The sequence below is a fragment of the Pseudomonas sp. GD04015 genome (assembly GCF_029837675.1).
Classification (GTDB): Bacteria; Pseudomonadota; Gammaproteobacteria; order Pseudomonadales; family Pseudomonadaceae; genus Aquipseudomonas; species Aquipseudomonas paralcaligenes.
The window spans coordinates 1-24299 of the sequence record NZ_JAOEEE010000031.1 but is presented as its reverse complement, the minus strand read 5'-3'; the positions used below and the strand labels follow the sequence as shown (position 1 = coordinate 24299).

General features: G+C 65.9%; 23 protein-coding genes and 1 pseudogene. 12 read left to right on the top strand and 12 right to left on the bottom strand.

Going from position 1 to position 24299, the window contains the following annotated elements:
- Positions 1–34: 34 nt before the first annotated feature.
- From N7640_RS20440 to N7640_RS20425, 4 genes and pseudogenes are all read right to left on the bottom strand, one after another.
- Positions 35–616: a cob(I)yrinic acid a,c-diamide adenosyltransferase gene (locus N7640_RS20440; protein WP_279904728.1), complete on the bottom strand. Its 582-nt coding sequence runs from the start codon at positions 614–616 to the stop codon at positions 35–37.
- Positions 616–2637, bottom strand: a complete 2022-nt coding sequence (locus N7640_RS20435) for an ATP-binding protein (RefSeq protein ID WP_279904729.1) — start codon at positions 2635–2637, stop codon at positions 616–618. The genes N7640_RS20440 and N7640_RS20435 overlap by 1 nt, the downstream gene beginning before the upstream one ends.
- Before the next feature lie 43 nt (positions 2638–2680).
- The gene (locus N7640_RS20430; protein WP_279904730.1) at positions 2681–3592 is read right to left on the bottom strand and encodes a putative 2-dehydropantoate 2-reductase; all 912 of its coding nucleotides are present in this window, start codon (positions 3590–3592) and stop codon (positions 2681–2683) included.
- Positions 3589–4566: pseudogene (locus tag N7640_RS20425) on the bottom strand (response regulator); the annotation flags it as partial. The gene N7640_RS20430 and the pseudogene N7640_RS20425, both read right to left, overlap by 4 nt.
- A 139-nt stretch (positions 4567–4705) precedes the next feature.
- Here N7640_RS20425 and N7640_RS20420 point away from each other — a divergent pair.
- Positions 4706–5185 (top strand): YajQ family cyclic di-GMP-binding protein, encoded by a 480-nt coding sequence (locus tag N7640_RS20420; protein ID WP_220813949.1) that lies wholly within the window; start codon positions 4706–4708, stop codon positions 5183–5185.
- A 122-nt stretch (positions 5186–5307) separates the two neighbouring features.
- Positions 5308–6153, top strand: a complete 846-nt coding sequence (locus N7640_RS20415) for a mechanosensitive ion channel family protein (protein WP_220813950.1) — start codon at positions 5308–5310, stop codon at positions 6151–6153.
- Here the strand turns inward: N7640_RS20415 and N7640_RS20410 are convergent, their stop codons facing one another.
- Positions 6154–7770: an AmpG family muropeptide MFS transporter gene (locus N7640_RS20410; RefSeq protein WP_220813951.1), complete on the bottom strand. Its 1617-nt coding sequence runs from the start codon at positions 7768–7770 to the stop codon at positions 6154–6156. It abuts the gene before it with no gap.
- Between the two features lie 140 nt (positions 7771–7910).
- Entirely contained in the window at positions 7911–8282 is a 372-nt protein-coding gene (locus N7640_RS20405) for an MGMT family protein (protein WP_220813952.1), read from the bottom strand.
- Positions 8283–8478: 196 nt separating this feature from the next.
- Here N7640_RS20405 and N7640_RS20400 point away from each other — a divergent pair, with 196 nt between their 5' ends.
- Positions 8479–9486 (top strand): DUF481 domain-containing protein, encoded by a 1008-nt coding sequence (locus N7640_RS20400; protein WP_279904733.1) that lies wholly within the window; start codon positions 8479–8481, stop codon positions 9484–9486.
- Positions 9487–9977: 491 nt separating this feature from the next.
- Here N7640_RS20400 and N7640_RS20395 read toward each other — a convergent pair whose 3' ends face one another.
- From N7640_RS20395 to N7640_RS20375, 5 genes are all read right to left on the bottom strand, one after another.
- On the bottom strand, positions 9978–10778 hold the full coding sequence (locus tag N7640_RS20395; protein ID WP_279904734.1) for a cyclic nucleotide-binding domain-containing protein: 801 nt from the start codon (positions 10776–10778) through the stop codon (positions 9978–9980).
- A gap of 105 nt (positions 10779–10883) precedes the next feature.
- The gene (locus N7640_RS20390) at positions 10884–11156 is read right to left on the bottom strand and encodes a TfoX/Sxy family protein (RefSeq protein WP_220813954.1); all 273 of its coding nucleotides are present in this window, start codon (positions 11154–11156) and stop codon (positions 10884–10886) included.
- 25 nt (positions 11157–11181) lie between these two features.
- Complete coding sequence (locus N7640_RS20385; protein WP_279904735.1) at positions 11182–11943, bottom strand: class I SAM-dependent methyltransferase; 762 nt, start codon at positions 11941–11943, stop codon at positions 11182–11184.
- Between the two features lie 11 nt (positions 11944–11954).
- Positions 11955–12299 carry a pentapeptide repeat-containing protein gene (locus N7640_RS20380; RefSeq protein WP_279904736.1) on the bottom strand — a complete coding sequence of 115 codons (345 nt, stop codon included), beginning with the start codon at positions 12297–12299 and terminating at the stop codon, positions 11955–11957.
- Positions 12300–12354: 55 nt separating this feature from the next.
- Positions 12355–13917: a bifunctional aminoglycoside phosphotransferase/ATP-binding protein gene (locus N7640_RS20375; RefSeq protein ID WP_279904737.1), complete on the bottom strand. Its 1563-nt coding sequence runs from the start codon at positions 13915–13917 to the stop codon at positions 12355–12357.
- Between the two features lie 118 nt (positions 13918–14035).
- Here N7640_RS20375 and mrcB point away from each other — a divergent pair, with 118 nt between their 5' ends.
- From mrcB to N7640_RS20360, 3 genes are read left to right on the top strand one after another with little or no spacing between them, the layout of a single operon-like run.
- A complete protein-coding gene (mrcB, locus tag N7640_RS20370; RefSeq protein WP_279904738.1) occupies positions 14036–16354 on the top strand; it encodes a penicillin-binding protein 1B in 2319 nt (772 codons plus the stop codon).
- A gap of 22 nt (positions 16355–16376) precedes the next feature.
- Positions 16377–17102 (top strand): tetratricopeptide repeat protein, encoded by a 726-nt coding sequence (locus tag N7640_RS20365; RefSeq protein ID WP_279904740.1) that lies wholly within the window; start codon positions 16377–16379, stop codon positions 17100–17102.
- Positions 17102–17431: a YqcC family protein gene (locus N7640_RS20360; protein ID WP_279904741.1), complete on the top strand. Its 330-nt coding sequence runs from the start codon at positions 17102–17104 to the stop codon at positions 17429–17431. Before N7640_RS20365 ends, N7640_RS20360 begins: the two co-directional genes overlap by 1 nt.
- A 20-nt stretch (positions 17432–17451) precedes the next feature.
- Here N7640_RS20360 and N7640_RS20355 read toward each other — a convergent pair whose 3' ends face one another.
- Entirely contained in the window at positions 17452–17892 is a 441-nt protein-coding gene (locus N7640_RS20355; protein ID WP_279904742.1) for a DUF4124 domain-containing protein, read from the bottom strand.
- 409 nt (positions 17893–18301) lie between these two features.
- Here N7640_RS20355 and N7640_RS20350 point away from each other — a divergent pair, with 409 nt between their 5' ends.
- The 6 genes from N7640_RS20350 (at position 18302) to msrQ (ending at position 24266) form a co-directional block, all read left to right on the top strand.
- Entirely contained in the window at positions 18302–20032 is a 1731-nt protein-coding gene (locus N7640_RS20350; RefSeq protein WP_220813962.1) for an acetolactate synthase 3 large subunit, read from the top strand.
- A gap of 2 nt (positions 20033–20034) precedes the next feature.
- Complete coding sequence (gene ilvN / locus N7640_RS20345; protein WP_220813963.1) at positions 20035–20526, top strand: acetolactate synthase small subunit; 492 nt, start codon at positions 20035–20037, stop codon at positions 20524–20526.
- A 48-nt stretch (positions 20527–20574) separates the two neighbouring features.
- On the top strand, positions 20575–21591 hold the full coding sequence (gene ilvC / locus N7640_RS20340) for a ketol-acid reductoisomerase (protein ID WP_279904743.1): 1017 nt from the start codon (positions 20575–20577) through the stop codon (positions 21589–21591).
- Positions 21592–21750: 159 nt separating this feature from the next.
- A complete protein-coding gene (gene pssA, locus N7640_RS20335) occupies positions 21751–22566 on the top strand; it encodes a CDP-diacylglycerol--serine O-phosphatidyltransferase (protein WP_220813965.1) in 816 nt (271 codons plus the stop codon).
- 63 nt (positions 22567–22629) lie between these two features.
- Positions 22630–23631: a protein-methionine-sulfoxide reductase catalytic subunit MsrP gene (gene msrP / locus N7640_RS20330; protein ID WP_279904744.1), complete on the top strand. Its 1002-nt coding sequence runs from the start codon at positions 22630–22632 to the stop codon at positions 23629–23631.
- Positions 23631–24266 (top strand): protein-methionine-sulfoxide reductase heme-binding subunit MsrQ, encoded by a 636-nt coding sequence (msrQ, locus tag N7640_RS20325; protein ID WP_279906230.1) that lies wholly within the window; start codon positions 23631–23633, stop codon positions 24264–24266. The genes msrP and msrQ overlap by 1 nt, the downstream gene beginning before the upstream one ends.
- Positions 24267–24299 lie beyond the last annotated feature (33 nt).

The following is a 24299-nucleotide window of genomic DNA, read 5'->3' as shown; positions in this document are numbered from 1 at the left end:
ACCGGAAGACTCGCAGCGGTGCGCGTGGCGCACCCTACGGGGCAGGCTTCTCCGCCGCCTGCCAGAGCACTTCGCTGATCTGCGTGCGGCGGGCGATCAGGCGGGCGGCGACGAACAGCAGGTCGGACAGCCGGTTGACGTAGGCCATGCCCACTGGGCGGACCGGTTCCTCGGCGTTGAGCTGCTGGCAGCGACGTTCGGCAGTGCGGGCCAGGCTCCGGCAGACGTGGGCCTGGGCTACCAGGCGGGAGCCGCCGGGCAGGATGAAGTTCTCCAGCGGCCCCACTTCCTCGTTCCAGCGGTCGATGGCCGCTTCCAGGCGCTCCACTTCGCCTTCCTGCAGGGCCTGGTAGGCCGGCATCGCCAGTTCTCCGCCGAGGTCGAACAGGCGGTGCTGGCAGGGCGCCAGGACCTCGATGACCTCATTCAGGCCCGGCCACCGGGTCGCCTGCTCGGCGAGGTCCGCCAGCAGCAGGCCGAGCTGACTGTTGAGGGTGTCCAGCTCGCCCATGGCCTCCACCCGCGGATGGTTCTTGGCCACCCGGCGGCCGTCGGCCAGGCCGGTTTCGCCTTTGTCGCCGGTCTTCGTGTAGATCTTGCTCAGTCGGTAGCCCATCAGTTGCTCGTGTTCTCGCCGGGGGCGGTCAGTGGCAGGCGCAGGGTGAAGCAGGTGCCCTGCCCCTGGGTGGACTGCACTTCCATCTGCCCCTTGTGGTTGTTGGTGACGATGAAATAGGAGACGGACAGGCCCAAGCCGGTGCCCTGGCCGACTTCCTTGGTGGTGAAGAAGGGCTCGAAGATGCGCTTGCGCACCAGTTCGGGCATGCCGATGCCGTTGTCTTCCACCTGGATTTCCGCCCACGGCGGGTTGAGCCGGGTGCGCAGGATGATGCGCCCAGGCTCGCTGTCGTCGTCGCGCAGGTGGATGGCCTGGGCGGCGTTCTTCAGCAGGTTGAGCAGCACCTGTTCCATCTCGTTGGCGGTGGCCGGGATGGGGCCCAGGTTCGGGTCGAAGTCGCGCTCGATGGCGATGGCCTTGAAGTCGAAGCTCTCGGTCAGGTCGAAGTCGTTGCCGGCGATCTCCAGCGCCTGGTCGATCAGCACCGGCAGCTGGCAGGGCGCCAGTTGGCGGTTGCTGCGCCGGCTGAAGGCGAGCATGTGGCTGACGATCTTGGCCGCCCGCGAGCCGGCCTGGGCGATGCCTTCGAGCAGCTGGGGGATTTCCCGGGCGTCCAGGTATGCGCTGACGTCGTCCAGCGCGATGCCCACTTCCACGGCAATATCCTGGTTCTTCGCCAGCTCCGGCGACAGGCGCCGGCGGATGTTCTGCACGTTGTGCAGGATGGCGCCCAGCGGGTTGTTGATCTCGTGCGCCATGCCGGCGGCCAGGCCGCCCACCGAGAGCATCTTCTCCGACTGCACCATCATTTCCTCCAGCGACAGGCGCTGGGTGATGTCGTCGATGCGGATCACCACGCCGCGGCCGCCGGCGCCCATCAGCGGGTAGAAGGTCAGCGCGTAGTGGTGGGCCTCCTCGCCCTTGCGCCAGGTCACCCGCTCGATCTTCTCCACCCGGTGGTGGTCGGCGGTGCGCTTGAGCTGGGCGAGGAACGGCTTGAGCGGCGGGAAGGCGAGGAATACCGGCTGGTTCAGCGCCTCGTCCAGCAGCGTGCCGGAGAGGGCGCTGGCCTCCTGGTTCCACTGGGTGACGTAGAGCTGGTCGTCGAGGGCGATCAGCGCCGAGGGCATGGAGTCGATGATGTTGTTCAGGTAGTTCTGGAAGCCGGTGAGCTTCTTCTCGATCTTGCTGCGCACCTGCACTTCCAGCTCCAGCTTGCGGTTGGAGTGGCGGGTCTCCTCGGCCAGGCTCTGGGCCTGGGAGAAGGCGCTCTCGGCGTCGTCGCGGGCGCGCTTGAGCTGCTGCTCGCGGGCCTCGATGCGGCTGAGCATGGTGTTGAAGGCGTCGGCCAGGCTGCCGATCTCGTCGCGGTTGCCGCGGGCGGCGCGCAGCGAGTAGTTTTCCTCGCGGGTGACCTGGCGCGACAGCTCTTCCAGGCGGCGGATCGGCCGGGTGATCAGGCGCCGCACCTGGCGCGCGATCAGCGCCCAGAGCACCACGCTGAAGGCGAGGATCACCGCGCTGGCGGTGAGGGTACCGGTATAGAACGCGCCAGGCAGCTCGCTGGAGGCGACCAGCAGCAGCCGCCCAGGCGCCTTGCCCGGTTGCGGCAGGTCGATCAGCTGGGTGGCGCGGAATTCGGCCAGGCGCCAGTGGGCCAGTTCGTCGCTGCGCGAGGGCAGGTTCAGCGGCTGGCCCAGCTGCAGTTCGGCCAGGCGTACCCCGGTGCTGTTGTAGAGTGCGGCGGCGCGCAGCGGCGCATAGCCTTCCAGGCGCTCCAGCACCTTGCGCGCGGCCTCGGGGGATGACAGCGCGTGGCGGCTCAGTTCGGGAGTGGCGATCAGCTTGCCGAGGGTCTGCAGGGCCTGGGGGGCGACGCTTTCCTGGGAGATCCAGTAGGCGGCGCTGATGAAGGCCAGGTTGGCCACCAGCATCACGGTCGCCAGCAGTATCAGCAGCGCGGCGAGCAGCTTGCGGCCCACGGGCAGGTTGTCTAGGCGCTGGCGCAGGCTGGTCAAGGAGGGGATTCCGTTCGGGACGAGAGGGCAGGGTAGCGCTCGTTCAGGTCACGGGCAATCCGCGCGCGGTCAGGTGCTCGCGCAGCTGTTGCAGCAGGTCGTCCAGCCCGGGCAGCGTCAGGCCCAGGCGTTCGGCCTGGGCGCAGGCATGGCCGAGCAGGTAGGTGATCTCGGTGCGCCGGCCCCGTGCCACGTCCTGGTGCATGGACGAGTAGTTCGCCGCGGTACCGTCGATCACCCGCAGCACGTCCCCGTGCAGGTCTTCGGCGGCTTCGGCCTGGCCGGCATGCTCCAGCAGCGCCGCCAGTTCCTCGCAGAGGCTGGCGACTTCCGCGGGCCAGGCGCGCAGGCCGCCGTTGCGGCAGTCGTGCAGGACGGTCAGCGGGTTGATCGCGCAGTTCAGGGCCAGCTTGCGCCACAACTTGGCGAGGATGTCCGCCGTCCACTGGTGGGGAATGCCGGCGGCGCGCAGGTCGTCCAGCCAGGCCGGCACTTGCTCTTCGCCCTGAATGCCGAGCCAGGTGTGGCCGCGGCCGGCGTAGACCACGCGGAAGTCGGCCTCGCGGAACGCGCCTTCGGTGCTGGAGGCGAAGATGCAGCGAGCGCGGGGCAGGCGTGCGGCGACCGTATCCTGGCTGCCCAGGCCGTTCTGCAGCAGGACGATCTCGGCGCCCGGGGCCAGGCGCGGCGCCAGGGTGGCGGCGGCCGCCTCCGCGTCGTAGGCCTTGCAGGCCAGCAGAAGGCGCTGGATCGGCGTATCGGTGGCATGGGGCTCCGCGGGGATCGGGTAGAGGTGGCTGTCGCCGTCCTCCACCAGGGTCAGCCCGCCCAGGGCGTGGTAGCGGGCCAGGGCGGCCGGGTCACGCAACACCAGCCGGACCGGTACGCCGGCCCGGGCCAGGCGTGCCGCCCACAGGCCGCCGAGGCTGCCGGCGCCGAGGATGTGCCAGGTCACTGCGACAGCGGCAGACGCACCGCGCTGACCCGGCCACTGGCATAGGACTCCGGCAGTACCCGCGCCGCCTCGGCGAACAGGTACTGCGGCTCGACCGGCAGTGCCTTGCTGTCCAGGCCGACCAGGGCGATGCCGGCCTTGAGGCTGATGAAGCCCTCGCTGGTCTTGAACGCCTTGAGATTGAGCCCGTCATGCACCCGTTTGAAACTGCTGGGCGAGCATTCCTGCAGGTCTTCGAGCATGGCGATCATGCCGAAGTGGGTGTCGTCCACCCGGGTCAGCACGTCGAGGGGGCGTACCAGCTGCTGCAGGCGGCGGGCCACGCCGTGCAGCACTTCGTTCCAGAAGGCGCTGCCGTACTGGCGGCTGAGTGCCTGGCCTTCCTGCAGGCCGATCAGCAGGTAGCACACGGCGCCGCCGCGGGACTCCACTTGGCGCAGGCAGTCGTGCATCTTCTGCTGCAGGTAGCGCGGATTGCCCAGGCCGGTCAGCGGGTCGACCAGGTTGCGCTGCTCCAGGCTGGCGATGTTCTGGGTCAGCATGCGGTTTTCGTTGAGCAGGCGGTGGAGGGTGTTGCACAGGCGATCGGCGGCGTAAACGCGTGGCACCAGCTGTTCGTTCATCGCGGCCTTGCTGATGAAGTCGTCGACGCCGCGGTCGAAGGCCTCCACCAGCACGTTCTCGCCTTCCTTGCCGGTGAGCAGGATGACGTAGGTGTAGTGTTCGGCCGTCTCGTCCAGCTGGCGTACCCGGGCGGTCAGTTCGAGACCGTCCATCTCCGGCATCAGCCAGTCGGCCAGCAGCACGCTGGCGGGGCGTTTTTCCAGTTGCTGCAGGGCCTCGGCGGCGCTGCTGGCAAAACGCACGTCCTGGTAGCCGGCCTGGCTCAGGGCACGGCCGATCATGGCGCTGGAGAATTTGGCGTCGTCCACCACCAGGATGCTGAGATGGGGGTTGGGCATTGAGGGGCTCGCTGGCAGAGGAAGGAGGGGACGCCGCAGCTTGGCCGAGCGGCGTGTATCAGACTGGTTATAATGAGCGCGCCATTTTTATCGTCAAGTCAGGCGCGTTCAGTCCGTGAGGGGGATCGCGCCGTCCATCAGGAGCAAGCCCATGCCTTCGTTCGACGTGGTGTCGGAACTGGACAAGCACGAACTCACCAACGCGGTCGACAACGCCATCAAGGAACTCGACCGCCGCTTCGATCTGCGCGGCAAGTGCAGCATCGAGAGCAAGGACAAGACCATCACCCTGACCGCCGAGGCCGAGTTCATGCTCGAGCAGGTGCTCGACATCGTTCGCGCCAGCCTGATCAAGCGCAAGATCGACAGCCAGTGCATGGAGGCCAAGGACCCCTACGCCTCCGGCAAGGTGATGAAGCAGGAAGTGACCTTCCGCGAAGGCATCGACAAGGAGCTGGCGAAGAAGATCGTCGCCCTGATCAAGGACGCCAAGCTCAAGGTGCAGGCCGCCATCCAGGGCGAGCAGGTGCGCATCACCGGCAAGAAGCGCGACGACCTGCAGGAGGCCATCGCCCTGCTGCGCGGCCAGGACCTGGGCATGCCGCTGCAGTACAACAACTTCCGCGACTGAGCGAACGCGCCCGAGCCGGAGGAGGAACCTCCCCGGCCTTTTTCCCGTCGCACAAGAAGCACCATCGTGACGCCATGGCCTGCCATGGCGTTGTTGTTTCCGGCGAGAAGAGGAGTGCGGGCATGGACCTGACCGATATCAACATGAATCAGCTGGTGACGGCTTCGGAGGCCTGGTTCCCGGTCGTCATCGCGTATGGCAGCCGGCTGCTGCTGGCCTTCGTCACGCTGCTGATCGGCTGGTGGCTGATCAACCGGCTGACCGCGCGGGTCGGCGCCCTGATCGCCATGCGCCATACCGACAAGGCCCTGCAGGGCTTCATCGAGAACCTGGCGAACATCGTGCTCAAGGTGCTGCTGGTGATCAGCGTGGCCTCCATGGTCGGCATCGAGACCACCTCGTTCATCGCCGCGATCGGCGCCGCCGGCCTGGCCATCGGCCTGGCGCTGCAGGGTAGCCTGGCGAATTTCGCCGGCGGCGTGCTGATCCTGCTGTTCCGCCCGTTCCGCATCGGCGACTGGATCGAGGCCCAGGGCGTCAGCGGCACCGTCGACAGCATCCAGATCTTCCATACCGTGCTGCGCACCGGCGACAACAGGACGGTGATCGTGCCCAACGGCGCGCTGTCCAACGGCACCATCACCAACACTTCGCGCCAGGCCACGCGCCAGGTGGTGTTCGACGTCAAGGTCGACTACGACAGCGATCTGCAGAAGGCGCAGCAGGTGCTGCGCGAGATGGCCGAGGACCCGCGGGTGCTCAAGAACCCCGCGCCGGCGGTGGTGGTGGCGGGCCTCGGCGAGACCGCCATCACCCTGTCGCTGCGGGTGTGGACGGCCAACTCGGACTACTGGCCGGTGACCTTCAGGTTCAACGAGGAAATCCGCGACCGCCTGCGCCAGGTGGGCGTCGACATCGCCACGCCCGGGCTGCTGGCGCGGGGCCTGAAGGTGCCCGAGCCGAGCTGATCAGGGCTCGCTGCGCGGCACCGCGGCGGCTGGCTCTGGTGCCGGCAGCGGCTGGCGCCCCTGGCGGCTCCACTGCACGACGATCAGGATCAGCGTGGGCACGCCCAGCAGCGCGGTGGCGATGAAGAACTGGGCGTAGCCGGCATTTTCCACCATCACCCCCGAATAGCCGCCGACCAGGCGTGGCAGCAGCAGCATGATGGAGCTGAGCAGGGCGTACTGGGTGGCGGAGAACTGCAGGTTGGTCAGGCTCGACAAATAGGCCACGAAGGCGGCGGTGGCCAGGCCCGAACTCAGGTTGTCGAGGGCGATGGTCACCACCAGCATCAGCATGTGCGGGTCCAGCGCCCACAGCAGGTGGCTCACCGTCTGCTCGGCGTAGAGCGCGGGCTGGGTGACCGCGCCGAACCCGGACAGGGTGGCGAACAGCAGGTTGGTGCCTGCCGAGGCCACGCCGCCGAGGAGCAGTATCGGCAGGATGCCGAAGCGCACGATGAGCAGGCCGCCGAGGGCCGCGCCGAGCAGTGTCATGATCAGGCCGAACAGCTTGCTGACGCTGGCGATCTGGCTCTTGGCGAAGCCCATGTCGATGTAGAAGACGTTGGCCATCACGCCCATCACCGTGTCCGACATGCGATAGGTAGCGATCAGGCCGAGCAGCAGCAGCGCCTGCCAGCGGTAGCGCAGGATGAAGTCGTTGACCGGGGTCAGCACCGGTGCCAGGCCCCGTCGGCCCATGCGCGACAGGCACACGGCGGTGAGGATGGCGTAGAGGCCGAAGCGCATGAACGCGCGATCCTCGCGGGCCAGCTCGGCGAAGCTGATCTCGCCGCTCAGCATCAGGAATACGTCGCTGCGGAAGAACTGGGTGAACATCGCCGGCATGGACACCAGCAGCACGATCAGCACCAGCACCGAGGCCAGCTGGCGGTACAGGCCGTAGCGCGCGGCGGCGATCTGGGTGCGCAGCGGCACCGGCGGCTCGCGCATCCACAGGGTGGTGATCAGCCCGGGCAGCATCAGCATGGCGAACAGCAGGTAGGTGCTGGCCCAGGCGCCATGCTGGTAGCCGGCGCCGGGAGTCCCGAACCAGCCGGCGAAATACAGGGCGCCGGCGGTGGCCAGCAGCGCGGCGACCCGGTAGCCGGCCATGTAGCTGGCAGCCAGGGCGGCCTGGCGGGTGTCGTCGACGATCTCCAGGCGGTAGGCGTCCACCGCGATGTCCTGGGTGGCGGAGGCGAAGGCCACCACCACGGCCACGCCGATCAGCCAGGACAGGTGTTGCTGCGGGTCGCACAGGGCCATGCCGATCAGGCCGAGGGCTACCAGTCCTTGGGACAGCACCAGCCAGGAACGGCGCCGGCCGAGGCGGCCGAGCAGGGGCAGGCGCCACTGATCGAGCATCGGCGCCCACACCCATTTGAAGGCATAGGCCAGGCCGATCAGGCTGGCGTAGCCGATCGTCTGGTGGGTCACCCCCGCCTCGCGCAGCCACACCGAGAGGGTGGAGAACACCAGCATGTACGGCAGCCCGGCGGCGAAACCCAGCAGGAGCAGGGCCAGTGCGGCCGGGTGGGCATAGGTGGCGAGGGCTGCGCGCCAGGTTTTACGGGGCATGTGTGGTGTTTTCGGCTGCTAGCACGGGCAAAGGGCGCACTCTAGGGGCTGTTGCCGTTCCGGCGCAAGCCGCGTTCGGCGGCATGTCGTGGGAAGGACGGTATTTCCGCCCGTGTCAGACGCGGATCGCGGCCGTCCGTTCACTCCGACGGGTGCCAGGCGTGGCGACGCATGTCGACGCGATCGTTGCGGACGGTCAGCCCTTCGGCGCGCAGGCGCGCGCGCTGCTCTTCGCCGGAAGGCGTTCCCGCCGCCAGGCTGAGGCGGCCGCCCGCGCCGAGCACGCGATGCCAGGGGAGGCGGGTGTCCGGCGGCAACTGGCTGAGGGTGCGGCCCACCCAGCGCGCCGCCCGGCCCAGGCCGGCCAGCGCCGCCAGCTCGCCGTAGCTGACCACCTTGCCCTCTGGGATCGCCGCCAGCACCAGGTAGAGCGCGGCGCGGCGTGCTTCGGCGCTGTCCGTGGCCTCCAGGGTTGGCGTGGGGGCTGGCGCCTTCTTCGGTGCTCTGGCCATGTGCTGGTGTCCCTTCGGGCTGACTCCGGTCGAGGAGAGCATATCGGCACCCCTGGCGGCGAGTCGATGGCCGCGAGAGGCCCCGATAGAGCACTGCGGCTGAACTTCGAGGGGGATTATCGGGTCTGTGCTTGCTCAACGGGTGTGCATCCGGATAATGCGCGCCATTCCATGAGTCAGCCTGTCGTCGATACCCATGAAGCCCTCCCGTTCCCTGCTCTGCCTGGCGCTCGCCGCCACTCCCATGCCGCTGCTGGCCGATACCGTCTGGCTCAAGAATGGTGACAAGCTCACCGGCACCATCCAGCTGTTCGACGGTGGCAAGCTGCTGCTGAAGACCGAGTACGCCGGCAGCATCACCCTCGACATGAAGAAGGTCGCCACCCTGGAGACCGACCGCGAGTTGCTGGTGAAGCAGGACGACTTCACCGGCGAGCACGCCAAGGCGCTGCGGCCGGCAGGGCAGGGCCAGGTCGAGCTGGTCAACGGCGAGACCCCGCGCGTGGTGGAACTGGCCTCGATCAGCCAGATGATGCCGCCCAAGCCGGTGGTGCAGGACCTGACCTGGACCGGCACCCTGGACTTCTCGGCCGACTACAAGAAGGCCGAGAACGACATCAAGGACTACGACATCGACCTCGACACCAAGGCCCGCCACGGCGCCTGGCGTCACAGCATCTCGGCCGAGTACGACCACGAGACCAAGGACGACGAGCGCAAGACCGACCGGATCGAGTTCGACTACGACCTGGATCGCTTCTTCACCCAGCATTTCTTCTGGCAGGGCCAGCTCAAGTACACCCACGACCGCATCGAAGAGCTCGAGACCCAGCGCACCATCGGTACCGGCCCCGGTTACCAGTTCTGGGACAACGAGCTGGGCGCCTTCTCCGTGGCCGGCCTGCTCAACCGCAACGACTACGTCTTCGCCGATGGCACCAGCGAGCACTTCAACTCCGGCTCGCTGGAGTGGGACTACAAGCGCTACCTGTACGGCAAGAACCTGGAGCTTTACACCCAGGGCGAGCTGGGCGCGCCCTTCGTCGATGCCATCGAGTACGTCATCGATACCGAGGCCGGCCTGCGCTACAAGCTCAACAGCTGGGCGGCGCTGAGCCTGAAGGCCGAGTGGGACAAGGTCACCAGCGAGCACGGCGACACCAACGAGCGCCGCTACATGATCGGCCTGGGCGTGGGCTGGTAACGCCTCGATCGTTCGGCATGATCGCCCGGCAACCCTTGCTGGCGCGGTCGTGCAGGCTCCCAGCACTCTAATCCTCATTTCTTGATCGAAGGGCGTCGATGACGTCGCAGCCTGCGCACCTTCGACCCCCTCGTGCAACAGGACGAACCATTGCCGGTGAATAGTCTGCCGATGATGTGCGGTGGGCTCGTGCACGGCTGGCAGGAGCCGAGCCCCAGGCGATAGGGCGGCGATCCAAGAAATCGCGGGCAAAAAAAGACCCGGCAAAGTGCCGGGTCAATAACCGTGATTAGCCTGATGAGGAGATAATCTGAAGAGTCCGACTGCGTGGTCTCTTGAGCTTATCGGCTGATCTCGCGACCAGTTGGGGTAATAATAACAATTCTCATTTTCTAGTCAACACCTGGATGAGAATTATTTTCGACTGGTTGGCAAAACCCCTGAAAAGCAAACCCCGGCCTGGGCCGGGGTCCTGTTCCACTCCAGGCCGTTCAGACCGGCTGTGGCTGGCTGCGCAACTGGGTGACCTCCTTGTTCAGCAGGTCGATGCGCCGGGCCATGCTCTCGATCAGGCTGTGAGCGATGCGCGGGTTGCTCTGCATCAGGCTGAGGAACTGGTCCTTGGGGATCACCATCACCGTGCAGGGCTCGCTGGCGATCACCGTGGCGCTGCGCTTCTCGCGAGTGAACACGGCCATGGCGCCGAAGATCTCGTCCTTCTGCACGTCACCGACCTTCAGACCGTCCACGTGGGCTTCGGCGTGGCCTTCGATGATCACGAACACGTGGTCGGCGTCGTCGCCCTGCTGGATCAGCTCCTCGCCGGCGGCGAAGTGCTGGAAACCGGTGGCGGGGCGGATTTCCGGCTGCTTGAGGCGGGCCAGGGCGTCGGACAGCAGGGCGGTGTGGCCGATCAGGTACTGGATGAACAGCTCCTGCCGCTGCTCGCTGGCGTAGATGTGCTTGAACACGTCGCTGCGCGCATAGGGCACCAGGGTCAGGTGCTCCTCGCTGCTGTAGCGGCAGCTGGGCAGGTCGATGCCCTGGCGCAGGCCCACCAGGTCGCCTTCCTGCAGGTAGAACAACGGGCGGTTGTCCACCAGCGCATGCAGCAGGCCGTGCTCGATGACGTACAGCTGATTGCCGGGCAGGAGCTGCGCCAGATCGTCGACCTGCTCCAGGCGCAGGGGGGCACCGCTGGGCTGCAGCCCTTCCAGCAACTGCGTGGGAATGCTCTGCAGGCGTTGGATCAACTGATCGGCGTAGGCCGGTTGCTCCCCGAGTAGGTACATGACGGTAATTCCTTGGACTGGCTGGCTGACGATAAGGCACGCAGGTACTGGCAACAATAGGTGGCGGCGCTGCCCAGGTAAATGCCGCCGCTCGGAGGTTGTGAGCTAGCTCTTGTTGCTCGTTCCGTGTTCGTCCAACTGGACGTTGAGGCTGTCCTTCAGGCCGGGGGGCAGATCGTTCCAGTGGACGTCGAGCAGCGCGCCCTCGATGGCGTAGAGCAGGACCTTGGAGGCACGGAAGCCGCGGGCGCGCACCGCCCGGTAGGCATCCACCGAGCCGAGGCGACGCAGGTCGCTGGCGTTGTGGATGCCCACGGCGTGCAGCCACTGTGCGGAGGTCTTGCCCAGGTTCTTCATGTGTTGCAGTTCGTCGTTCATGGCGCCTCCTTGCCTTGCTGCGCGGTCACGGTCGGGGCGGTGTCGGGAAGCCTGCGAGGAAGTGTAGCGGCCAGCGCACAAAACGCTTCCGCTGCCTGTCGCCCCAGGCCTGGCGCAGCCGTGGCAGAAGTTCCGGCAGCGGGTCGCGGCCGCTGGCCTGTTCGAGCTTCTGCACGGCGGACCAGGTGCCGAGGTAGCCCAGCAGCTGCTCCAGGTACCACTCCTGCTCGATGGCGAAGGCGGGCACTTCGATCCGGGCGAAGGGTGGCTGGATGTCCTGGTAGCCGGCGTCGACGCTGGCGCGCCCTGGTGGCCAGTAGCCATCCAGGGTGTTGCGGTAGAAGTTGCCGATCACCGCGTCCAGGGCCTCGTCGATGCTGAGCAGGCTGTAGCACCAGGCACAGAACAGCCCACCCGGCCTGAGCAGGCGGCCCGTTTCGGCGAAGAAGGCGGGGGTGGCGAACCAGTGTAGCGCCTGGGCCACGACGATCAGGTCGAGACTGGCGTCCGCCAGCGGCTGTGCGCTGGCATCCGACGCGAAGCAGTCGATGCCCTGCAGGTCGGGCGCGGCCCGCAGTTGCTCCGGGCTGGCGTCGCAGGCGAGAACCTGGCGGAAATGCTTGAGCAGGGAACGGCTGGCCTGGCCGTTGCCGCAGGCGATGTCCAGCGCCCGGTCTTGCCCCGGGCTGTTGGCGGCCAGCCAGTCGAACAGCGCCTGTGGATACTGAGGGCGAAAGCTGGCATAGGCGCCGGCGCGGTTGCCGAACAGGCGGGCGATCTCGCTCATGCAGCCTCGGATCAGGTGGGACGGTAGCGCATGCGCGTGCCGAACTGCATGGACAGCAGGATTTCGTCGGCGCACAGCTCGGTCGGGAAATAGGCGCCTGATATCTGGGCGTGAGCGATGCTGGCGCCTGCCAGGTCGGCCTCGCGCAGGTCGACGCCGCGCAAGTCGGCACCGCGGAAATAGGCGTCGGTGAAGTCGACGCCCCCGGCATCCAGGTGACGCAGGTCGAGCCCGCGCAGGTCGGCGCCGCGCAGGTCGATGCGGCCTTCCTTGGGCTTCTGCTTGTTGAACTCGCTGATCTTCTCGTCGCGCAGCAGGCGGTAGAGAGGGCTATCCAGTTGGCGGGGTTGGCTCATGGCTGCCTCCGTTCAGGGCCTGTCCGCAGTATAGACAGGCCCTGGGCGGGGCGGGCTACAGGCCGGGCAGGCGCTGGCGGATGCTGCCGATCAGGCCGTCCAGGCTGGCGGCCTGGTGGGTGTCGATGCGCCGGCTGTGGGCCTGCTCGTCGGCATCCAGCTCGTCGCGGCCGGCCTGCTGGGCCTGGATCACTTCCAGGGTTGCATCGGACGGATCGCTGCCTTCGGCCTGGCGTTGCTGCAGCCAGGCGGCGATCACTTCCTCGGGGGCCTGGCAGTCGAGAATCAGGAACGGCGCGCCGTTCTGCTCGGCGACCTGCCACGCCGCGCTGCGCTGGTCGCGCTTGAGGTAGGCGGCGTCCAGCACCACCGGGAAGCCGGCGTGCAGGGCGCTTTCCGCCAGTTGGTGCAGACGTTCGTAAGTGGCGGCGCTGGCCTCGGCGCTGTAGATGCCGCCATCGAGCGTGCCCTTGGCGTCGTCCGGCTGTTCACCGAACAGGCGCTTGCGCTCCACGTCCGAGCGCAGGCGGATGGCGCCGAGGGATTCCACCAGGCGCAGGGCGACCTGGCTCTTGCCCACGGCGGAGACGCCGCTGGTGATGGCCAGGAAGGGCGTCGGGATGGCGCTGTAGCTTTCCGCCAGGTTGGCGTAGTTGCGGTACTGGCGCAGGGTAGCGGCCTTCTGCACGGCATCGTTCTGATGGGCCAGGCTGAACAGGGCGATCTTGGCCCGCACCAGGGCGCGGTAGGCCTTGTAGAAGTTGAACAACTCCAGCGACGCATAGTCGCCGCAGTGTTCGAGCCAGGCGCTGAGGAAGCGGCGGGCCAGCGACTTGAGGCCGCGGTCCTCGAGGTCCATGGCGAGGAAGGCGGAGTCCGAGGCGATGTCGATCAGGCGGAAGGGTTCGTTGAACTCGATGCAGTCGAACAGCACCACCTGGCCGTCCAGCAGGGTGGCGTTACCCAGGTGGATGTCGCCATGGCATTCGCGGATCGAACCGCTGGCGGCGCGCTGGGCCAGCAGGGGTTCCAGGCGGCTGATGTTGGCCTCGGTCCAGGCCTCCAGGGCTTCCAGCTGCTGCAGGTCGGCGGCGTCCGACAGCAGTGGGCGGATCTGCTCGAAGTTCTGCCGCATCGGCGCGACGATGGCTTGCGGCGAGCACAGCGGGTGTTCCACGGGCACGGCGGGCGTGCGGCCGTGGAAGTCGGCGATCTGCCGGGCCAGCGCGTCGATGTGCGCCGGGGTCAGCTCGCCGCGCGCCTGGACGGTGCTGAGCAGCTGGCTCTGCGGGAACTGGCGCATCTTCAGCACGTATTCGATGGCCGGGCCTTCGCCGGCGAGCTGCGGCGCGCTCTCGCTGCCGGTGACAGGCAGCACTTCCAGGTACAGGCCATCGGTCAGGCGTGCGTTGAGCCGCAGCTCCTCGGCGCAGAAGTGCCGACGTTGCTCCAGGTCGGTGAAGTCGAGGAAGCCGAAGTTCACCGGTTTCTTGATCTTGTAGGCGAAGGGGCCGGTGAGCAGCACCCAGGAGATGTGTGTCTCGATGACCTGGAAACCTTCCACCGGGTGAGGGTAGAGGTCCGGGTTCTGCAGGGCGGCGATCAGGGCTTGGCTCACGGTCTTTCCTTGCGTTCTGGTCTTGAAGAAGAGGCGGCATTATGGCGGCTGTGGCGTGCTCTGCAAACCGCCGGCGTGCGCCTGTTGGGCCTTGGCAAAGTGCGTATAATGCCGCGCCATGACTCGTTCCCGTACTCCCCGCAAAGGCGCCAGGCGCCGCGCCGGCAGCCGTTCCTGGCTGGGCTGGCTGCTCAAGCTGTCGCTGGTCGGCCTGGTGATCCTGGCTGGCTTCGCCGTGTATCTCGATGCCGTGGTGCAGGAGAAATTCTCCGGCAAGCGCTGGACGGTGCCGGCCAAGGTCTATGCCCGGCCGCTGGAGCTGTTCGTCGGCCAGAAGCTGAGCCGGGACGACTTTCTCACCGAGCTGGATGCCCTCGGCTATCGCCGCGAAGGTGCCGCCAACGGCCCGGGCGCGGCGGCGGTGAACGGCAATCTGGTCGACCTGCACACCCGTGGTTTCCAGTTCTACGAAGGCAACGAGCCTGCCCAGCGGGTGCGAGTCAAGTTCTCCGGCGACTACGTGGCCGGTCTGACCCAGGGCAACGGCGTCGCGCTGGCGGTGGCCCGCATGGAGCCACTGCTGATCGGCGGGCTGTACCCGGCGCACCATGAGGACCGCATCCTGATCAAGCTGGATCAGGTGCCGCCGTATCTGGTCGAGACTTTGGTGGCGGTGGAGGACCGCGAGTTCTTCAACCACTTCGGCGTCTCGCCCAAGGGCATCGCCCGCGCCGTGTGGATCAACGCCACCGCTGGCCAGCTGCGCCAGGGCGGCAGCACCCTGACCCAGCAGTTGGTGAAGAACTTCTACCTCACCAGCGAGCGCAGCCTGACCCGCAAGCTCACCGAAGCCATGATGGCGGTGCTGCTGGAGCTGCACTACGACAAGAACGAGATTCTCGAGGCCTACCTCAACGAGGTGTTCCTCGGCCAGGACGGCCAGCGCGCGGTGCACGGCTTCGGCCTGGCCAGCCAGTACTTCTTCAGCCAGCCGCTGGGCGAGCTGAAGCTGGAGCAGGTGGCGCTGCTGGTCGGCATGGTCAAGGGGCCGACCTACTACAACCCGCGGCGCAACCCCGAGCGTGCCCTGGAGCGGCGCAACCTGGTGCTGGACCTGCTGGTCGAGCAGGGCGTGGTCACCGCCGAAGTCGCCGAGGCGGCGAAGAGCAAGCCGCTGGGCGTGACCAAGCGCGGCAGCCTGGCCGACAGTTCCTTCCCCGCCTTCCTTGACCTGGTCAAGCGCCAGTTGCGCGAGGACTACCGCGAGGAAGACCTGACCGAGGAAGGCCTGCGCATCTTCACCAGCTTCGATCCGATCCTCCAGCTCAAGGCCGAGTCCGCCCTGAGCGAGACCTTCAAGCGCCTTTCCGGCCGGCAGGGGGTGGACGAGGTGGAGGCGGCGATGGTGGTGACCAACCCGGAGACGGGCGAGGTCCAGGCGCTGATCGGCAGTCGCCAGCCGCGCTTCGCCGGTTTCAATCGCTCGCTGGATGCCAATCGTCCGATCGGTTCGCTGATCAAACCCGCCATCTATCTCACCGCGCTGGAGCGGCCGAGCCAGTACACGCTGACCAGTTGGCTGGAGGACACGCCGTTCTCGGTCAAAGGGCAGGATGGCCAGATCTGGCGTCCGCAGAACTATGATCGCAAGGCCCACGGCACCATCTACCTCTATCAGGGGCTGGCCAACTCCTACAACTTGTCGACCGCCAAGCTCGGTCTGGAACTGGGCGTGCCCAATGTGCTCAAAACCCTCGAACGCCTGGGGGTGGATCGCAAATGGCCGGCCTACCCCTCGATGCTGCTGGGCGCTGGGGCGTTGAGCCCGATAGAAGTGGCGACCATGTACCAGACCCTGGCCAACGGCGGCTTCAACACGCCGCTGCGCGGCATCCGCAGCGTACTGGCTGCCGGCGGCGAGCCGCTCAAGCGCTATCCCTTCAAGATCCAGCAGCGCTTCGATCCGGGGGCCATCTACCTGGTGCAGAACGCCATGCAGCGGGTGATGCGCGAAGGCACCGGGCGCTCGGTTTACAGTCAGCTGCCGGCGTCCCTGACGCTGGCGGGCAAGACCGGCACCAGCAACGATTCACGGGACAGCTGGTTCGCCGGCTTCAGCCAGGACCTGCTGGCGGTGGTCTGGATGGGCCGCGACGATAACGGCAAGACGCCCCTGACCGGCGCCACCGGTGCGTTGCAGGTCTGGGCGGGATTCATGAAGAAGGCCGATCCGCTGCCGCTGGACATGCCCATGCCGGACAACGTCGCGCCGGCCTGGGTGGATGCGGGGAGCGGCCAGGGTTCCGCGGCGGGTTGCCCCAACGCCGTGGAAATACCCTACATCCGCGGCAGCGAGCCGGCACCCGGGCAGGCCTGCGGAGTGCTGGAGGCTCCGGCGGAAAACGTGATGGACTGGGTGCGCGGCTGGCTCAACTGATTCGCTTCGAGTGAGGATATGAATGGCTAAGTGGTGGGTTTCCGTGATGCTGGCGTCGGCGGTTCTGTCCGGCTGTACCAGCGTGCCTAGGGGTTCCATTCCGGTGCAGGATTCGTCCGGTCGCCTGATGGAAGACGAGCAGGGTGCTTTCGCCGGTCGTGGCGGGGTGGCCACGCCGTCCCAGCCGCAGGCGCAGAGCCAGAGCCTGCCCGAGGATTCCGGCGTGGTGGTGATGGTGCCGGGGGGCGTGTCTTCCGCGCCGCTGGAGTCCTATCCGGACGGCAGCAACGCCACCCCCTCCACCTACGACCCCGCGCCGCTGAGCACGGGGCCGATCTCCAGCCAGGGCTCGTATTCGCAGCCGAGCGCACCGAGCATGCCCAGTGGCATTCCTTCAGGTGGCAGCCTGGCCGGTGACGAGCAACTGGACGGTCCGGTGCTGGCGCTGCTGACCAGTGCCCAGCAACAGCAGGGCAGTGGCGATCTGGATGGTGCCTCTTCCAGCCTGGAGCGGGCCCAGCGCATCGCGCCGCGGGAGCCGCAGGTGCTCTATCGCCTGGCCGAGGTGCGTCTGGCGCAAGGCGACGCTGCTCAGGCGGAGCAGCTGGCTCGCCGTGGACTGACCTATGCCAGCGGCCGTCCGGCCTTGCAGGCCAGCCTCTGGGGGCTCATCGCACAGGCGCGGGAGCGCCAGGGCGATCCGTCCGGCGCCGCTCAGGCCCGCGAGAAGGCCCGGGTCAACATCTGATGGATGCCCGTTTCTCCGCGCTGGCGGATCAGTTGCTGCAGGTGGAGCGGGAGTTGCGCATGCTCGGCCTGTGGGCGGCCGAGTCGCCTTCGGCGGAGGCGCTCGCCAGCCAGCAACCGTTCTGCGTCGATACGCTGGATTTTGAGGCCTGGCTGCAGTGGATCTTCCTGCCCCGGATGAAGCAGCTGCTGGAGGCGGGTGGACCATTGCCGACGGCGTCAGGCATCCGGCCCATGGCGGAAGAGCGTTTTCGTGGTCGAGAGACTGAGATGAGGGCGCTGCTGGCAGCGCTTGAGGACTTTGACCGGTTGATCGTCGAGGCAGGCTGAGCGCCTGCCTCTTCATCCTGCTATTTCTTGCAGGTGGTCTCGATAGCCTTTTCGCTTTCCGCGATGCGGCTCTGACGCTCTTCTTCGGTCAGGCGACGCGTCTGGCCATTCTCTTCCGTGAGCACGCGAGGGTTGTTCTTCAACTGGGCGAGGTTGTTGCGTACGGTCTCGCAGTACTTCTTGCGCTCGGCTTCCTGCTTGGCGACGTCCTTCTTCACCTTCTCGTCGATGGCCTTCTGCTCGGCGTCTTCCGCACCTTCTTCCACCGCGGTCGGGGCCGGTGCCGGAGGCGTCTTGGGATGTGAGATGTTCGGATTCACCTGTGTGCTGTTCTGCCCCTCCGGTGGCTGCGAACCGAAGTGGACATTCCCCTGGTCATCTACCCATTTGTAAATCTGGCCGGCGGTGGCACCGGTGCTCAGGGCGAGCAGCACACTGCAAGCGAGAATCATGCGACGCATGTCGTTTCCTTTTTATCGGCAGCAAAACCTGCCCGTTACTATAACCAAAACCAGCGAATCTTCATCCTGCACCGCGTCACAAGCCGGCGGCGCAAGATTCTGCAATGAACGGCTTGACTTGGCGTTCGGTAATCCGAACAATCGGCAGCTCCTACTGCTGTGAGGTCCGCCGCAAGCGTCCCTCAGCTCAGTGGAAAAAGGCGCTACCCGTGCCGACCCCCGTTACACCCGCAACGCGTTACCTCGCGCTGGGAAGGAAAGGCTCCGCAAGATTGGGCTCTTCCGCTACTCGTCAGGCAGACCCCTGCATCATCAGCGACCACAGTCGCGCTTGTCCGCTGACCGGTAAGACCTACTCAAAGGACCACTCGTTGTCGGGTGGTGATCTGGCGTTCTAGAGGTGAACAACGTGGAGCTTTTATCCGGCGCTGAAATGGTCGTCCGCTCGCTGCGTGACGAAGGCGTTAAGTATATCTACGGGTACCCGGGCGGTGCCCTCCTGCATATCTACGATGCCCTGTTCAAAGAACCGGAAGTTACCCACATCCTGGTTCGTCACGAGCAGGCCGCCACTCACATGGCCGACGGCTACGCCCGCGCCACCGGCAAGGCCGGTGTCGTGCTGGTGACTTCCGGCCCGGGGGCGACCAATGCCATCACCGGCATTGCCACCGCCTACATGGACTCGATCCCGATGGTGATCATCTCCGGCCAGGTGCCCAGCACCGTGGTCGGTACCGACGCCTTCCAGGAAACCGACATGGTCGGCATCTCGCGTCCGATCGTGAAGCACAGCTTCATCATCAAGCATCCTTCGGAAATCCCCGAAGTGATCAAGAAGGCTTTCTACCTGGCGGAATCCGGCCGTCCCGGCCCTGTGGTCGTGGATATTCCCAAGGACATGGGCGATCCGTCCCAGAAGTACGAGTACAGCTACCCGAAGAAGGTCAAGCTGCGCTCCTACAGCCCTGCTGCCCGTGGTCATTCCGGGCAGATCCGCAAGGCCGTCGAGACCCTGCTGGCAGCCAAGCGTCCGATCGTCTACTCCGGTGGCGGCGTGGTCATGGGTGGTGCTTCCGAGCCGCTGACCGAGCTGGCCCGGATGCTCAACGTTCCGGTGACCAATACCCTGATGGGCTTGGGCGCCTACCCGGGTACCGACCGTCAGTTCGTCGGCATGCTCGGCATGCACGGCAGCTACACCGCCAACCTGGCGATGCACCACGCCGATGTCATCCTGGCCGTCGGCGCGCGCTTCGACGACCGCGTCATTAATGGCGAGACCGCGGCGAAGTTCTGCCCGAACGCCAAGATCATCCACATCGACATCGACCCGGCCTCGATCTCCAAGACCGTCAAGGCCGACATCCCGATCGTCGGCCCGGTCGACAGCGTGCTGACCGAGATGGTCGCCATCCTCCGCGAAATCGGCGAGACCCCGAACAAGGAAACCGTCGCCAACTGGTGGAAGCAGATCGACGAGTGGCGCGGCGGTGGCCGCCTGTTCCCCTATAACGAGGGCGACGGCAGCATCATCAAGCCGCAGACCGTGATCGAGACCCTCAGCGAAGTGACCAAGGGCGACGCCTACATCACCTCCGACGTGGGCCAGCACCAGATGTTCGCGGCCCAGTACTACCGCTTCAACAAGCCCAATCGCTGGATCAACTCCGGCGGCCTGGGCACCATGGGCTTCGGCTTCCCGGCGGCCATGGGCGTCAAGCTGAACTTCCCGGAAGCCGACGTGGCCTGCGTGACCGGCGAAGGCAGCATCCAGATGAACATCCAGGAGCTGTCGACCTGCCTGCAGTACGACCTGCCGGTGAAGATCGTCAACCTGAACAACGGTGCGCTGGGCATGGTTCGCCAGTGGCAGGACATGCAGTACAGCAGCCGTTACTCGCATTCGTACATGGAATCGCTGCCTGACTTCGTCAAGCTGGCCGAGGCCTATGGTCACGTGGGCATCCGCATCACCGACCTGAAGGATCTCAAGCCGAAGATGGAAGAGGCCTTCGCCATGAAGAACCGCCTGGTGTTCCTCGACATCGCCGTGGATACCAGCGAACACGTATACCCGATGCAGATTCGCGGCGGTGCCATGCGTGACATGTGGCTGAGCAAGACGGAGCGGACCTGAACATGCGCCATATCATCTCCCTGCTGCTGGAAAACGAGCCCGGCGCCCTGTCCCGCGTGGTCGGCCTGTTCTCCCAGCGCAACTACAACATCGAAAGCCTGACCGTGGCGGCGACCGAGGACCCGACCCTGTCGCGTCTGACCCTCACCACCGTCGGACATGACGACGTGATCGAGCAGATCACCAAGAACCTCAACAAGCTGATCGAAGTGGTCAAGCTGGTGAACCTGTCGGAAAGCGCCCACATCGAGCGCGAGCTGATGCTGGTGAAGGTCAAGGCCACCGGCGCCCAGCGCGCCGAGGTCAAGCGCACCACCGACATCTTCCGCGGGCAGATCGTCGACGTGACCAGCAGCGTCTACACCATCCAGCTCGCCGGCACCAGCGACAAGCTGGACAGCTTCATCCAGGCCATCGGCACCGCGTCGATCCTGGAGACCGTACGCAGCGGCGTCACCGGCATAGCCCGTGGCGACAAAGTGCTCAGCATCTAACTCTTTAGCGAAACGGCCCATAAGGCCAGACAAACCAGGGGAATTCCCATGAAAGTGTTCTACGACAAAGACTGTGACCTCTCGATCATCCAGGGCAAGAAAGTCGCCATCATCGGCTACGGCTCCCAGGGCCATGCCCAGGCGTGCAACCTGAAGGATTCCGGTGTGGACGTCACCGTCGGTCTGCGCAAGGGCTCGGCCACCGTCGCCAAGGCCGAGGCCCACGGCCTGAAAGTGGCCGACGTGGCCACTGCCGTCGCCGGTGCCGACCTGGTCATGGTGCTGACCCCCGACGAGTTCCAGGGCAAGCTGTACAAGGAAGAGCTGGAGCCGAACCTGAAGAAGGGCGCCACCCTGGCCTTCTCCCATGGTTTCGCCATCCACTACAACCAGGTCGTGCCGCGTGCCGACCTCGACGTGATCATGATCGCGCCGAAGGCCCCGGGCCACACCGTGCGCTCCGAGTTCGTCCGTGGCGGCGGTATTCCTGACCTGATCGCGATCTACCAGGACGCCTCCGGCAACGCCAAGAACGTCGCCCTGTCCTACGCCTGCGGTGTTGGCGGCGGCCGTACCGGCATCATCGAAACCACTTTCAAGGACGAGACCGAGACCGACCTGTTCGGTGAGCAGGCCGTTCTGTGCGGCGGTTGCGTCGAGCTGGTGAAAGCCGGTTTCGAAACCCTGGTCGAAGCCGGCTATGCCCCGGAAATGGCCTACTTCGAGTGCCTGCACGAACTGAAGCTGATCGTCGACCTGATGTTCGAAGGCGGCATCGCCAACATGAACTACTCGATCTCCAACAACGCCGAGTACGGCGAGTACGTGACCGGCCCGGAAGTGATCAACGCCGAGTCCCGTGCCGCCATGCGCAACGCCCTGAAGCGCATCCAGGATGGCGAATACGCCAAGATGTTCATCACCGAAGGCGCTGCCAACTATCCGTCCATGACCGCTTACCGCCGCAACAATGCCGCGCACGGCATCGAAGTGGTCGGTGAGAAGCTGCGCGCCATGATGCCGTGGATCGCTGCCAACAAGATCGTCGACAAGGCCAAGAATTAAGCTTCGTCGATGCTCGAAAGAAACGCGGCTCCGGCCGCGTTTTTTTATGCGCGTCCCGGGCTTCTGGTATAAAGCCCTCTCGTCTAGCCCGTGCTGCCGGCGAAACCCGCGCTGGCGCCAGGGGTCGAATTTCCAACCAATCGCTGCAAGGTGTTGTTCATGAACGAACGTCCCGAGGATTCCGGCAAGAGCCCCGAGCCCGAGAGCCTGTTGCCTATCGATGAGCACGTGGAGGAAGGCCGGGATGCCGAAGGCAGAAAGGTTCGCCACCGCGGCATCTACCTGCTGCCCAACCTGTTCACCACGGCGGCGTTGTTCTCCGGCTTCTACGCCATCATCAACGGTATGAGCGGCCAGTTCGACCACGCCGCTATCGCCATCTTCGTCGCCATGGTGTTGGACGGCCTCGATGGGCGCGTCGCTCGCCTGACCAATACCCAGAGCGCCTTCGGTGCCGAGTACGACTCCCTGTCCGACATGGTCGCCTTCGGCGTCGCGCCGGCTCTGGTCGCCTTCGAGTGGGCGCTGGGCAGCCTCGGCAAGGTCGGCTGGATGGTCGCCTTCATCTATGTGGCCGGCGCCGCGTTGCGTCTGGCGCGCTTCAACACCATGGTCGGAAAGGCCGACAAACGCTACTTCATCGGCCTGGCCAGCCCGGCCGCGGCGGCGGTGGTCGCCGGCACCGTGTGGGCCTTCAGCGACTTCGGCATCAAGGGCTCGAACATGGCCTTCGTGGTCGCGTTGCTGGTGGCTGCCGCCGGCACTCTGATGGTCAGCAACATCAAGTACCACAGCTTCAAGGACCTGGACCTCAAGGGGCGCGTGCCCTTCGTGGCCATCCTCATCGTGGTGCTGGTGTTCGCCGTGGTGTTCAGTGACCCGCCGCGCATCCTGCTGCTGATCTTCCTCGCCTACGCCGCCTCCGGTCCTGTGCAATATTTGTTGCAACTGCGCCGGCGTAAAGCGGCCGAGTGATGTAACGTCCTCGCGGCTCCGCAGTCTACTGGCGCATTCGATGTCCAGGCTGCGGAGCCCGCCATGCTGATCAAGATTCCTCCTGCATCCGCCTCGCGCGAATGCGAAGTCACTCCTGAAGCTGTCTACCTGTCTCGTCGCCTTTTCTTGGGCGCTGCGGGCGGCGCACTGGCGCTCGCCGGATTGCCGGTGCGCGCCGAGAGCGAGCGCTACGCCGGCGTCGAGCCTGGCGCCCAGCCTTCCTGGTTCACCGGGAAGCTGCCGGATGTGCGTTGGCAGGCGGTCACCGCCGGGGACGAAGCGCTGACGCCCTACGAGGACGTCACTCACTACAACAACTTCTATGAGTTTGGGACCGGCAAGGGCGATCCGGCGCGCCATGCCGGGCGACTGGAAGTGGAACCCTGGACCGTGATGATCGACGGCGAGGTGGCCAAGCCAGGGCCTGTGTCGCTCGAACAACTGGTGCAACCCCATCGGCTTGAGGAGCGCATCTACCGGCTGCGTTGCGTCGAGGCCTGGTCGATGGTCATTCCCTGGCTGGGCTTTCCCCTGGCGGACCTGCTCAAGCGCGCCGAGCCGACGGGCAATGCCAGGTACGTGCGCTTCGAGACCAAGGTCGCGCCTGAGCAGATGCCGGGCGTGCGCTCGGGATTCTCGCTGATCGACTGGCCTTATATAGAAGCGTTGCGGATGGACGAGGCCGTGCACCCCCTGACCCTGATGGCGGTCGGGCTCTATGGCCGGGTGCTGCCGAACCAGAACGGCGCGCCGCTGCGGCTGGTGGTGCCGTGGAAGTATGGCTTCAAGAGCATCAAGTCCATCGTGCGCATCAGCCTCGTCGCCGAGCAGCCCGGAACCACCTGGGAAAGGCTGGCGCCGGACGAGTATGGCTTCTATGCCAACGTCAATCCGCAGGTGGATCACCCGCGCTGGAGCCAGGCCACCGAGCGCCGGTTGCCGAACAGCTTGTTCAGTCCGAACGTGGTCGATACGCGCCTGTTCAACGGTTACGACGAAGTCGCCGGTCTCTACAGCGATCTCGATCTGCGGAAGCACTACTGATGCGCCATCCTTTATGGCGTGGCGCAGTGTTTCTGGTGGCGCTGGGATTCCTGTCCTGGTGGATCTACCAAGGAGTAATGGGATTGAGCGGGCCGGACCCGGGCAAGGTGCTGGTGGACAACTTGGGGCAGGGCGCGTTGATTCTGCTGCTCTGCACCCTGGCGATGACGCCGCTGCGCCGCCTCACCGGCTGGGGTGGTTGGATAGCGGTGCGCCGGCAGCTGGGGTTGTGGTGCTTCGCCTATGCTGTGCTCCATCTATGTGGCTATCTGCTGTTCATCCTCGGGCTGCGCTTCGACCGCTTGCTGGTCGATCTGCAGGAGCGGCCTTACATCATCGTTGGCGCCCTGGCCCTGTTGTGCCTCCTGCCGTTGGCACTGACCTCCAACCGCTACAGCCAGCGTCGCCTTGGTCGGAGCTGGCGCCAGTTGCACCGGATGAGCTATGCGGTACTGGGGTTGGCACTGCTGCACATGCTGTGGATCGTGCGCTCGGACATCGGCGAGTGGGCGCTCTATACCGCGCTGGGAGCACTGGTGATGCTGTTGCGCATCCCCTCGCTCGCAGGGGCTTTATCCGGTGTGCAGACGAAGATGACAAAAATCTTGCACAAGGGTGTTGACGGCCCGGATTAGGTCCTTATAATGCGCCCCACTTCCGGTGCGGAC